The organism is Actinomyces sp. ICM39 (assembly GCF_000282935.1).
GTDB lineage: Bacteria > Actinomycetota > Actinomycetes > Actinomycetales > Actinomycetaceae > Pauljensenia > Pauljensenia odontolytica_B.
Window position 1 is genome coordinate 1 of record NZ_ALCB01000021.1, and the last position, 11,039, is coordinate 11,039.

Below are 11,039 nucleotides of genomic sequence, written 5' to 3' on the forward strand. Positions count from 1 at the left end.
CGTCTTGAGGTGAGGGAGGCGGTCAGGCCGCGTCGCTCGTGCGCCCCGGCCCCGGCCTCGTGAAACTCAGAAGTCCCAGTCCTCGTCCTCGGTGTCCACGACCTCGCCCATCACGTAGGATGAGCCGGAACCCGAGAAGAAGTCGTGGTTCTCGTCCGCGTTGGGGCTCAGGGCCGCCAGGATCGCGGGGTTCACGTCGGTCGCGTCGGCCGGGAACAGGGCCTCGTAACCCAGGTTCATGAGCGCCTTGTTCGCGTTGTAACGCAGGAACTTCTTGACGTCCTCGGTCAGGCCGAGCGGATCGTACAGGTCCTCCGTGTACTGCTCCTCGTTCTCGTAGAGCTCGTACAGCAGCGAGTAGGTGTAGTCGCGCAGGTCATCCTGGCGCTCCTGGCTCGACTCATTTACGGCCAGCTGGTACTTGTAGCCGATGTAGTAGCCGTGGACGGCCTCGTCGCGGATGATGAGGCGGATCAGGTCAGCCGTGTTCGTGAGCTTGGCGTGCGAGCTCCAGTACATGGGCGCGTAGAAGCCCGAGTAGAACAGGAAGGACTCGAGCATCGTCGAGGCGACCTTGCGCTTCTCCGGGTCGTTGCCGTCGTAGTAGGACTTGACGATCTCGGCCTTCTTCTGCAGGGCCGCGTTCTCGTTCGACCAGCGGAAGGACTCGTTGATTTCCTCCGTGGACAGCAGGGTGGAGAAGATCGACGAGTAGGACTTGGCGTGCACCGACTCCATGAACGCAATGTTTGTGTAGACGGCCTCCTCGTGCGGGGTGCGCGCGTCCGGGATCAGCGACACTGCGCCGACCGTGCCCTGGAGCGTGTCCAGCAGGGTCAGGCCCGTGAACACGCGGTTCGTCATGAGCTGCTCGTCCTTGGTGAGGGTCTTCCAGCTCGGCAGGTCGTTGGAGAGCGGAATCTTCTCAGGCAGCCAGAAGTTGCCCGTCAGGCGATCCCAGACCTCAAGGTCCTTGTCGTCTTGGATCTTGTTCCAGTTGATGGCCTCGAACACGGGCTCGGTCGCCATGGGGGCTCCTCTACGTACAGTGTCGGACGGACGAGGCCGGGGCGGCCTCGCGTATAGGGTCCAGGATAGTGGGTGCTTGGCTCCCGACGATGCTGGTGGCCCGTGTTTCGTGGACGAGGTCACCTCGGTGGGGTTGCCGAGGTGTCGGCCTGTGTGTGCCCAATTGGGGGACGGACCGGATACCTATGGGTGTACGCGTCGTTGTAGCGCTGGATCTCCCGCATGACGTCCGCTACCGCGTTGTCTGTGCACTTAAAGTCTTCTGTCGCTGCGCCCAGGCCCAGGGCGACGCCGTTTGCGATCCACGCCATCTGGCTGATGGTTGTGTCAAGAGTCGTGAGGTGTTTCATCAGGGTCGCATGGTGGGTGCTGCCTGTGTTCGTAGTGCTCGGTGTCGGCACTTTCTTCAGGGAGGTGGAGGCACGGTCGAGGGCAGAGATGATGGACTGAACTTCGTTGTAGTTCCATTCGATGTTGACGTATGTCATGGCTGATTCCTCTCGGGTGACAGGGCGAAGAAGTGTGTGATGAGGCCCCACAACTGCGTGTTGTAGATGGGGTGGATGGGGATGTGAGGTCCGGTGCTGGGGGCGATTAATGGGGCCTCGACCCTGTAGGAGGCGGCTGGAGTGATGAGGGTCGACAGGATGGTTGTTGGAACGAAGGAATCCTCATCTGTGTAGTCCTCTCGGATCCAGGTGGTGTATGCCCAGCGTTGGGCCACGAGAGCCTGCGCGAAGGCGGAATCTGAGGGGCCGTAGGAGGAATAGTTCTCGAGGAGCTGGGCCGTCTGTTCGGTCATGCCCTGCTGTGCGGCGTGCACGATGGCCGTCGGCAGGACGGGAGGCCCGTCGAAGACGGCGGGGTTTGGCGTGAGGGGAGATATCGCAGCCGCGACGTGGGGGATTTCCTCGTTATCGATCTGATAAATGTGGGTCTCAGTGCCGCCGTCGGGCGTAGTCGCAGTCCGGGCGACGACGCAGGGGCCCGGCTGCATCCAGATGAGAGCCTGGCGGCACTGGGAAGCGTCCGGAGACGTGGTGGCGATGACCATTCGAGAGCGAGCCGTGCTCATGAGATCCGCGAGATGTGCCGCGTCGCCGGTGAGTCCCTCGGAGGTGGCGAAGCTCGAGGTGACGTCGCCCGGAATTGTGATGTGAGGACGGTCAGGCATTGCGCACCTCCAGGCTCATGATGATCGCGAGAACGTCTTCGTTCAAGTTGCTGAAAGCGGGGGTTGTCATAGTCGCTGTCGCCGTGAGGAGGAAGTCATTCGTGCCGTCGGAATGAATCCATGCCCACTGGCAGGCAGTGATCGGCACCCTGCCCTGAATGTAGATCCCCGTGCGAAGCCGTGCGGATTCTGGCGTTGTCGGCCAGGGACAGTCATCCAGCATCCGAAAACCCGGGACTTGATCGGAGAGTGCAACTGCTGATTCTGTGAGGGCTTGTTCGGGTGTGGTATCCGCTGGGATGGGGGATGCAAGGAGCAGGATGGTGGGGGTGAAGGCGTAGTCGGCATCGGTGGGGCCGACAGCCAGGGCGATCACGCCCCCTTCGGAGGACGTTGAATCTGGTTCCGGATTGTTGGCCGTGGTTTGATCCTGTGTGTCGTCAGTGTTCGCGAATGCCTGGTTGAGGATCGAGGCAATGTCCTCCTTCGGGCACGACGACCATCGGGGAGGCAAGAGCCAATAGGATGACAGGCTCATAGTGTGTCCCCGGTCTGATCGTTGGTAGTGGGCTCCTCGGCATCTTCCGGCACCTCGAACTGCGGTAAAGGATCACCGTTCTCGTCCAGCATGCCGTGGCGCTTCATGTACTGGTACCGAGCGTCGGCCCAGCGGGGAACTGGTAAGGGAAAGAAATGGTAGATGATGCCGATAAGAAAACAGAGTATGCCGACGGCTGTGAGGATCCCCGTCATGACGTAATGGAAATCCAATTTATAGCTGGTGTTTCCGAGGCTGCAGATGAAGAAGCCAAGGCCAACAAGTGGGCGTGTTGTTGCTTGGCTTCTCGCGCTGCTGCTCATCCGCGAGGTGATGATGCGGGAATTGCTAGAGAACGTGGTATCGAGATAGGTCTCCATGTACCAGGCGCCGATAATCATGAGCCCGAAAATCGCGCCACAGACTTCCCAGAAAATCATGACTGTGAACCTCCACTGTTGATGAGTGAGTGCATACCGTTGTTGACAATATTCCCTACCGTTTGTCCGAGTTTGCTTCCGGCAAGTCCACCAATAATGCCGCCGATAACGCCTCCGGCGAGAATGCCGACGGGGCCGCCGACTGCGCCGATGGCTGCGCCAAGTTGTGCCCCGTAGGTGGCTCCGAAGTATGCGCCTGTCGCGCTGGCAGCGCCCATTACACCGGCCCTTGCTACCTTCTCGCCCTGTCCCATCTCCGGGTGGTGGTAGGAGTCCGACTGGTAGCTGTCGTAGGCGCTGACGACTCCGTCGAGGACCGCGCATGCGCGGCCCGCGAGCTTGCCGCCCGTTCGCAGGGCGTCGGCGGCCTTGATCGTTCGGCTGCCGCCCTTGACGGCGTCCACCCCCGGGACCTTCCAGTTCTTGAGGTTCCCTCGCTCGGTGATCTGCTTCCAGGGGGATGCGTCCTTGATTCCGGCCGGCGCCTGGTACTTGGCACCCTTCGCCTGTAGGTAGCCCGACTCGAGCGTGTCTGCCACGGTATTGCGTACGCTGTCTGCCCAACTGGGATAGCGGCTCGTTGCGTTCAGCCCCGTGGGGAATCCGTACGTGTCGACGAATCTGTTGAACGCCGCGAAGATTGTTGACTCCCAGACGGTGGGATCGATGCCTGCGAGATCGTCACCGAATAGTGATTCCGCGTAGGCGAACTTCCTCTGATTGATGCCACAGCGCTCCCTCAGCGATGCGAAGACGACGCCAACGCCGCCCGGAACGTCTGCCGGGTGACTGATGGTGACCTGTGTGCCCGCCTGAGAAACCGTCAGTCCAGCCGCCAGGGCATCGGTGATGATGGCCTGAAACTCTGTCCTGACGGGCTGCATCGCGCCCGCATAATCCTCCAGGGCGGAATGTAGCGAGCGGAAACATGACACAGCGTGCTCGCTCGCGGAAATCATATTGGTCAGGTGCTCGACGACGGTCTCCACCAGCCTGGCTCTCTGGTGCTCGACTTGTCCGCGAGCTGTCGTTGCATCCACGACGGCGTCGTCGAGCGCCGTCATTGGTGTGTCGCACCAGTCCTTCAGTGACTGAACTGCGTCCACGTCAACCGGGAAGTCCCATGTGAAGGACTCGGCGAACTCTACGGTTCCCGCCGATACCGGAATCGTAGAAGTGTCTGCAAGGGGGGGCATTGCTTCACTCCGTTGGAACAATCGAGCGGCGTGCGTGTTGCGCGTCACTTAGTGGCTAGATTACTCCGGTTGTTTGACAATCTGCAGAGGGATGAGGCGCTGACCATGCGGTGTCTTGGTGTTGCACCAGGTCTGAGCTGGTTTTTCAGGAGTAGCCACGGGCTCGCCGGTGTCTCGTGGACGAGGTCACCTCGGTGGGGGTGGGGGCTGTATCGTATGCGCCATGACGACGCCCACCTTCGCCGACGTTGATGAGGCCCTCGCTCAGAACGACGATCGCGCAGCCCTGGCCATGCTGGAATCCATGGAGGTTGTCGGTGAGGACGCCTGCTACCGCCGCGACATCCAGGCCGCCGCCTGCGCCGACCGCCTCGGCCTGTACCCCCTGTGTGAGGAGTATGCGACGCGCGCACGCTCATACGGGGACGACATGGCGGACCCCTTCGCTCTCATCGCGCGTGCCCAGCGCCGCCAAGGCCTCGTCGCGGACGCCGCGGCCACGGCCTCGTCCGGCATGCGCCTGCACCCCCAATCCTCCGAGATTGCGCGCGAACTGACCCTCTGCCTCGTCGACTTCGGGCGATACGAGGAGGCACTGCCCGTCTCCGAGATCGCTACCGACGGCTTCCCCGACGATGTCGAGCTCCTCATGGCCTACGGACGACTGTGGGCGCCGGTCGAACCCAACGGTGCGCAGTGGGCTTTCGGTCGCGCCAAGGTAAACGCCCCGGACCTGGCCGAGGCGAAGTTCGCCTACGACTCCTTCGCCTACCCGCTCAAGGGGGCGGGGCGTTCCTCGTACTCCATTGAGATGGAACCGGCCGTCGCCGAGGCCTACCGCAGGATGCTCAAGCGCGTGACCTTCGGGCTCGACAAAGCGTGGATCTTTGCGATTGTTGGCGGTTTTGTCGCGGGACTGGGGTATCTGCTCACCTTGCGCTTCATGACGGACGAGTTGGCACTGTTCTTCTTCCTCGCGTATGCGGCCTGCGCGTTGAGCGGGTACGCTTACGCGTTCCTCCAGATCGCGCTGTTCAACCGGTCCATGCCACGCGGCGTTCGCCTGACGTTTCGATGCCTGCGCAAGCGATTCCCGGAACTGGGGAGTTCGGTCATGGACTTCGTTCGCATGATCGTGTTGGCAGGACTCATTCTGTTCACGCTTATGGCGCTCACGCGCTGATCTACGCTGTTGCTTAAAGTCGTTCTCACTGTGTGCTCAATACATATATCTTGACCATTGAAAAAGTGGCGCATTGCGCGCCTGACAGTTGCTTTGTAAGGCGCGGATAATCAACGGACAGCGCTATTGTGAGGGAGTGACCTATCAGCCCTTAGAATTCGCCGCAGTCTCCAGGCCCTACCGCCTGGGGAACGATCAGCTGCGCCGCTATAACCGCGTGCGCTCAGGGCAAAAGACACAGGGGCGCATCAATATCGCCATTGATATCATCACCGTCCTCCTTATCGTGTCCGTGAGTACGATCGTTGCAATCGTCGAGCTCTCATCCGTGTCTGAACCCGTCATCGAAAAGCTCGCCACCCTGGCTCTCGCGATCATCCTGGGGGGAGGCCTGGTCCTCCTCGTGCTCCTCGCCGCCCTCATCGTCGTGGCGCGCCGGTGGCACCGGGAATGGGACGGCAACGAAGACCTCGTCATCTTCTCCAGCTCGCACGCCGCCCTGCGTGCCGCCCGGCGCGACGGAGCGATCATGACAGCCTGCGCGCGTATGCAGCTCGCCTGGTTCGTTGGTTTCCTCGCCGTCGGAGGCATCGCAGTCGCCACCGAATCTGCCCTCCTGGCTGCCCTCGTCTCCCTGCCCCTCGCGATGGGCCTCGTCAACTCCTGGCGTTCATGCCAAGCGCTGCGCAGGATCACCGCGCGAACCCTCTGATCGTTTCGCGCCCGAGTGTGTGGACCCATAAGCCTGCCAGCCGGTAGGCTTGCGGACATGACGAATCCTCTTATCGACTCCCTCGTGTCGATCATCGAACAGCGACCCGAGGACCACTCCCTACGCGAGCATCTCGCTGAACTCCTGATCGCCGAAGGGAGGGGCGCAGAAGCCGTCTCCCATCTGGCCGTCGTCCTCGCCGTCGACCCCCACAATGAGCGCGTCGCCGCCCTGATGCGCAGCGCCCTCGGCGTGCCCGAGGCTCCCGCTTCATCTGCGCCCGCCGCTGACGAGGCCGGGCCCGCCGCGCCCGCAACAGACGAGGATCGGGTGTTGCCTGAGGCGGCCTTCGCCGGTGAGGTCCCGGTGCCCCCCGAGGCGCCCGAGGCCTCGGCCCCGGCCGTCAACGGGCTGACTGTCGCTGAACCTGAGACTGCAGCTCCCGCCTCGTACGAGGCCGACCCCCTCCCCGCGCCCGAGGAGCCCGCTCTGTCTGCACCCGCAGCCCCCGCCTCGGACGACGCAGACATTCCCGCGATCGTGACTATTCATCCCGCGGCCTTCCCACAGACGGCCGAGGAAGGGAACGACGAGGCCAGCGCGTCGACAGGCGAGGCCGGAGATGGGCAGGATGACCCCGCTTCCCCCGATGACGCCGATCCGGAAAACTTCGACTGGAAAAACGCCGAGAAGCAGGTCGGCGGGCCCGCGCCGGCATTTGTGAAGGTGGGAGCAACCGACGGTGAAGTCGAAATCGACGACAAACCCCAAGGCGACGCGTGGGACGTTGAGACAGTGACGGCAACGCTGGCCGACGTCGGTGGTATGCAGTCCGTCAAGGACCGCCTCACCATGGCCTTCCTGGCCCCCCTGCGCAACCCGGAAATCCGCAAGCTCTACGGTAAGAGCCTCAGCGGTGGCCTGCTGCTCTACGGGCCTCCCGGATGCGGCAAGACCTACATCGCCCGCGCGCTCGCCGGCGAGGTCGGTGCCGCGTTCATGAACGTCAGGATCAGTGACGTCATGGCGCGCTACTTCGGTGAATCGGAAGCTAACCTCCACGAACTTTTTGAGACCGCGCGCGCCAACGCACCCGTCGTCCTCTTCCTCGACGAAATCGATGCACTCGGCATGCGGCGATCGAACACGACCTATTCCAGCATGCGACCGGTCACCAACCAGCTCCTCATGGAACTAGACGGCATCGGATCGGATAACGAAGGCGTGTTCGTCCTCGCCGCGACCAACACCCCGTGGGATGTGGATCCGGCGCTGCGCAGGCCCGGACGCTTCGATCGATCCGTCGCCGTCCTGCCTCCCGACGGCCCCGCCCGACAGGCTGTCCTCTACCACCACCTCAAGTCCCGCCCCGTCGAAGGCATCGACATGGGATACCTCGTCCAGTGCACCAATGGATTCACCGGTGCCGACCTGGCACACCTGGTCGACAGCGCCGTCGAATTCGCGATGATGGACTCCTTGCGCTCCGGCAACGTGCGCATGGTGACCATGCAGGACTTCCGCAGGGCACTAGAGCAGATTCGGCCCAGCGCGGGCCCATGGTTCATCACCGCCCGCAACATCGTCGAATACGGCAATCGAGACGGCCAATACGACGACCTCGCCGAGTACATGAAGGCGAACAACCTGATGTGAGGAGGTGGGCGGCGCGAAGGCGCCGCCCACCCTTCGCTGTTCGCCACCAACAGTGAGGAGGACAGATGTCGACCGACGACGTCTGGAAGCGGATCGAGCACGCCCAGTTCTTGATCGATATCAAACGTCCCCAACAGGCCATCGAACAGCTCGTGAGGATCCCCCAGGGGGATCTGGAGGTCGCGGCGCGAGTGAACTGCACCCTCGCCCAGGCCCACCTGCTCCTCGATCAGAAGGATAAAGCGTACGCGTGTGCCAGGCGCGCCATCGAAGCCTCCCCCAATGACGTGCTGTCGCTGTACTGGTTGTCCACCCTCGAGCCGGATTCTCTTCGCGCGCTCGAACACGCAACGCGCCTCGTCGAGATGATTCCGGACGTCGGTATTGCCCATGCCGTGAAGGCCCGCGCTCTTGCCCTTAACCGCCGATGGGACGAGGCGCTGAACGCGGCGCGTGAAGGCGAGCGCCTCGATCCCGAAGACTCCTTTGTACTCAACACCCTCGGCAGGGTACTCGCCAAGAACGACGAGAAAGCGGCGCTCGACGTATTCAAGCGCGTCCTCGCCCTCGAACCAGAAAACGCCGCCGCTCGTGAATCTATCGCTCTCCTCGAAGCGGACGACCACGCCGATGCTAGCAGCCGCCTCTTCCGCGACCTCCTCGAGCAGAACCCCGCCGTCAAGGGCTACGAGAACCAGCTCCACTGGCTGGTGTTCAAACCGCTCTTCACCCTGTGCATGGGTCTCACGATCGCCTATCTGATCGGCTGGTCGATCGCCGGCCTCGTCTATGCCTTCGGTAGTCGTCAGGTCGCCCTCATTGTTGGGCTAGTGTGGACCGCGTTGTTCCCCCTGCGCGCCATGGACGCCGCGGTGCGCAAACACCTCTCGAAGGTCGCCGCCGGTCAGGGCAAGACGCGCCGCGACGTCGTGAACCTGGCGTTCAAGCGTCGTCCCATCGGTGCGACGATAGCGACGACCTCGATCGCGCTTCTCTCGCTCACCCCCGCGGTATTTGGCGTGGCGAGGTACTTCGTCCCCGCCTCCTCGTGGTGGACGGCTCTGGGCGTGCCCATCCTCGTCATGCTCTGCGGGTGGATTGGTGCCCTCGTCGCCCGCCATATGATCTTCGTGCGCGAACGCTGAAAGCGGGCGTCGAGCGGCGCCTCAGCCCTTCGAGCGCCTCTCGCGCACGGCACCCGCGCCGAACGTCAGCGCGGTCAAGGCTGCCTCCAGACCGCCCAGGGCCAGCCCCTGCCTCGTATGAGCGAAACGAGCGCCCTGCGCGCGGCGACGCTCACCGCGGTGGAACAGCCAGCGCTCCACGCCGACCGTGATCATCGCCGACCCCAGCGCCGCGCCCGCGAGAACCGCCAGCTCCGCCGGGTCCGCCTCGGTGACACCCTCGAGTGGATCCTCGCCCGCCACGGGCGACGCCTTCGAGCAATCCGTGTCCTCGTCGTCGTAGGGCGGAAGCTCCGCGCCCTCCGGCAGCTGAGCCACCATCGACCAACCGAGGACCCCCAGCAGACCCGCCTTCACGAGACCGCGCAACGGACGCGAGCGCACGTAATCGGGCAGGGCGTACCACGCGACGGTCGCGCCCACGCCCGCCGCGAACCCCGCGACCCGAGTCGGGTCCACCGAGCCGACGCACGGACAAGAACAGCTAGATGAGGCGGCCATGGCCAGTCCTTTCAATCGGGAGCGCGCGGATCAGTCCGCGAGCAGGTCAAGCAGGTGAGAGACGACCTTTCCGCCCGAATAGGCAGATCCGTCGTGCTGGTACTCATTCGTGATGTAGTGGCGGGCTCCGATCAGGTCACCCGTGTCCAGGGAGAGCTCGCGAGGCACAAACATGTCGTCGTAGTACACGGCCGCCGCCACCGGCACCGTGTTCTCGGCCAGCACGTCCGGCAGGTACACGGGGGCCGCCTCCGTCGTCGACGCGAGAATCTCCGCGACGCCCTTCAGCGGCGCCAAGCCCGGATCCTCGTCGAACACGCGGCGCATGAAGTGCTCGCCCGTCAGGTAGAACGGCTCACTCTCGTCCAGCGGGTTCGCGTCCTTCGCGAAGCCCGGGATCTCCTCGGCCAGGCGATCCGCCGCCCAGCCCGTCGCCGTGCCCACCAGGTCCGGCGTCGCGCACGCGTAGATGTACTCCTGGAACACTGCGTAGATCGGCGCGACGTCCACCTGCGAACCGATCGCCGCCAGGAACTGCGACGACAGGCGCCGCTGGCCTCGCACCGACGTCCACGGGCCCTCGAGCAGGTAGTGCAGCTGATCCGTGTTGCCCTGGCCGCCCAGCATCATGCCGATCATGCGCAGGCGCGCGGGGGAGAGACGCTCGCCCGTCGGCAGCGTCTCCTCCGTGTCCGCCAGGTGCGCGCACAGCTCGCGCACCGTGCGCTCATCGCCCGGGTGGCGCTGGAAGTACGCGCGGTTGCGCGCCGCCGTGCGCTCATACGTCAGGCGGTAGATGTCGTCCACATGGGCGAGGCCGGGCAGGCCTCCCGTGATCAGGCTGGCCTTCAGGCCCTGCGGAGCCAGCGACAGGTACGAGGTCGTGATGAAGCCGCCGAACGACTGGCCGAGCGTCGTCCACGGGTCATCCCCGCACAGCTCGCGGCGCAGCGCCTCCGCGTCGTACACGATCTGGTCCTGGCGGAAGTGGCGCAGGTACGCGGCCTTCTCCTCGTCCGTGTCCAAGTGGGAGAGCGCCTGGGCGTCCATGCGGGTCGACTGGCCCGTGCCTCGCTGATCGAGGAGCACCACGCGGTAATCCTGAAGGAGACGATTCATCCACCCGCCGGTAAACGTGCCGAAACGCGGGCTCGGGTAGCCTGGGCCGCCCTGCAAGAACACTGCGTAGGGCGCGTCCTCGTGGCCCTTGCGCACGACCTCGCGCGCGAAAACCTGGATCGTCGGATTGTCCTCGCCGGCGGGGCGCAGGTGATCAAGCGGAACGTCCAGGCGGTGCTCGTAAACGGTGTGACCGTGGTGCAGGTACGACTCTGTGTGCATGGACACAATGGTAGCGGTTTTGTGGCGGTGTCGTTGTGCCCGTTTGTTGTCCCGTCTGTTTTCTGGGCAGCGCTTGTGGCCCCAC

Annotated in this window: 12 protein-coding genes; 4 read left to right on the forward strand and 8 right to left on the reverse strand. The window is 63.8% G+C overall.

Annotated elements, in window-relative coordinates:
- Positions 1-66 precede the first annotated feature (66 nt).
- The 6 genes from nrdF to HMPREF1137_RS01315 form a co-directional block, all read right to left on the reverse strand.
- On the reverse strand, positions 67-1,029 hold the full coding sequence (gene nrdF, locus HMPREF1137_RS01290) for a class 1b ribonucleoside-diphosphate reductase subunit beta (protein ID WP_007587957.1): 963 nt from the start codon (positions 1,027-1,029) through the stop codon (positions 67-69).
- Positions 1,030-1,148: 119 nt separating this feature from the next.
- Positions 1,149-1,517 (reverse strand): hypothetical protein, encoded by a 369-nt coding sequence (locus HMPREF1137_RS01295; protein WP_007587943.1) that lies wholly within the window; start codon positions 1,515-1,517, stop codon positions 1,149-1,151.
- Positions 1,514-2,203, reverse strand: a complete 690-nt coding sequence (locus HMPREF1137_RS01300; RefSeq protein WP_007587952.1) for a hypothetical protein — start codon at positions 2,201-2,203, stop codon at positions 1,514-1,516. The genes HMPREF1137_RS01295 and HMPREF1137_RS01300 overlap by 4 nt, the downstream gene beginning before the upstream one ends.
- On the reverse strand, positions 2,196-2,741 hold the full coding sequence (locus HMPREF1137_RS01305; protein ID WP_034496209.1) for a hypothetical protein: 546 nt from the start codon (positions 2,739-2,741) through the stop codon (positions 2,196-2,198). The genes HMPREF1137_RS01300 and HMPREF1137_RS01305 overlap by 8 nt, the downstream gene beginning before the upstream one ends.
- Entirely contained in the window at positions 2,738-3,181 is a 444-nt protein-coding gene (locus tag HMPREF1137_RS01310; protein ID WP_007587954.1) for a hypothetical protein, read from the reverse strand. The genes HMPREF1137_RS01305 and HMPREF1137_RS01310 overlap by 4 nt, the downstream gene beginning before the upstream one ends.
- A complete protein-coding gene (locus HMPREF1137_RS01315) occupies positions 3,178-4,377 on the reverse strand; it encodes a hypothetical protein (RefSeq protein WP_007587948.1) in 1,200 nt (399 codons plus the stop codon). The genes HMPREF1137_RS01310 and HMPREF1137_RS01315 overlap by 4 nt, the downstream gene beginning before the upstream one ends.
- Positions 4,378-4,600: 223 nt before the next feature.
- Between HMPREF1137_RS01315 and HMPREF1137_RS10215 the strand changes: the two genes are divergently transcribed.
- From HMPREF1137_RS10215 to HMPREF1137_RS01335, 4 genes are all read left to right on the forward strand, one after another.
- Positions 4,601-5,560: a hypothetical protein gene (locus HMPREF1137_RS10215; RefSeq protein WP_007587942.1), complete on the forward strand. Its 960-nt coding sequence runs from the start codon at positions 4,601-4,603 to the stop codon at positions 5,558-5,560.
- 136 nt (positions 5,561-5,696) lie between these two features.
- Entirely contained in the window at positions 5,697-6,272 is a 576-nt protein-coding gene (locus HMPREF1137_RS01325) for a hypothetical protein (protein ID WP_007587945.1), read from the forward strand.
- Positions 6,273-6,329: 57 nt separating this feature from the next.
- Positions 6,330-7,928: an AAA family ATPase gene (locus HMPREF1137_RS01330; protein WP_007587955.1), complete on the forward strand. Its 1,599-nt coding sequence runs from the start codon at positions 6,330-6,332 to the stop codon at positions 7,926-7,928.
- Between the two features lie 65 nt (positions 7,929-7,993).
- Complete coding sequence (locus tag HMPREF1137_RS01335; protein ID WP_007587956.1) at positions 7,994-9,073, forward strand: tetratricopeptide repeat protein; 1,080 nt, start codon at positions 7,994-7,996, stop codon at positions 9,071-9,073.
- Between the two features lie 21 nt (positions 9,074-9,094).
- Here the strand turns inward: HMPREF1137_RS01335 and HMPREF1137_RS01340 are convergent, their stop codons facing one another.
- Both HMPREF1137_RS01340 and HMPREF1137_RS01345 read right to left on the reverse strand, forming a co-directional pair.
- Positions 9,095-9,613, reverse strand: coding sequence for a hypothetical protein (locus HMPREF1137_RS01340; protein WP_034496213.1), 519 nt, complete (start codon positions 9,611-9,613; stop codon positions 9,095-9,097).
- 30 nt (positions 9,614-9,643) lie between these two features.
- Positions 9,644-10,954, reverse strand: coding sequence for an alpha/beta fold hydrolase (locus HMPREF1137_RS01345; RefSeq protein ID WP_007587944.1), 1,311 nt, complete (start codon positions 10,952-10,954; stop codon positions 9,644-9,646).
- Positions 10,955-11,039 lie beyond the last annotated feature (85 nt).